Annotated in this window: 1 protein-coding gene; it reads left to right on the forward strand. The window is 47.3% G+C overall.

What is annotated here, in order from left to right; translation table 11 throughout:
• Positions 1-893 (forward strand): VCBS domain-containing protein (locus A3739_RS03390; RefSeq protein ID WP_197472010.1); only part of this gene is annotated, 893 nt, incomplete at both ends.

An 893-nucleotide genomic window follows, 5' to 3' on the forward strand; every position in this document is an offset into this window, starting at 1 on the left:
AACAGGATCCGTTGTTGAAGATGTGCTGAAGAACGTATCGGGGCAGTTAAACGTTTCGGACGTGGATACACTGGATTCACACACCTGGTCTGTCTCTGGAACAGGGCAGGGCAATTATGGTTCGCTGTCGATTGATACGCAGACTGGAAAATGGATATACACCCTAGATAAAACAAGCCAAGCAACACAGTCTTTGGCTTTCGGCCAAACGGTCACCGAGTCATTTATCGTCAATGTCGATGACGGGAAAGGCGGCGTTGTGCCGCAATCAGTCACTATCACAATCGATGGAACGAACGATACTCCGATCATAAGTGGAACAACTCAAGGCACTGTAACCGAAGACGCTCTGCTGACCAAAAGCGGACGTTTAAACGTCCGCGATGTGGATGCTGGAGATACTCACATTTGGTTGATGAATAGCTCGGGAACAGGTAGCTATGGCAGCTTTAATATTGATGCAAAGAACGGTCAATGGACATACACGCTTGATAACTCAAATTTAGCAACCCAAGCGCTCAGCCAAGGGCAAATCGTCAAAGAAGTATTTTATGTAAGCGTTGATGATGGCAATGGAGGCATCACTACTCAGAGAGTGCTTGTCGATGTGGTCGGAAGCAACGATCGCCCAACTATTTCTGGTACAGCGAGTGGCGCTGTAACCGAAGACCAAGTTGGCACGACATCAGGTCAACTTCGTGTCCATGACCTTGATGCAAATGATGTGCATGCCTGGAGTATCCAAGGTAGCGGCCAAGGAGCATTTGGTAGCATTAGCGTCAATGCGCAAACAGGCAAATGGGAATATAAACTCGATCATTCAAATCCTGCCACCCAAGCATTGTCTCAAGGACAAATTGCAACTGAAACCTTTTATGTGAAAGTGGATGACG

The organism is Oleiphilus sp. HI0067 (assembly GCF_001635735.1).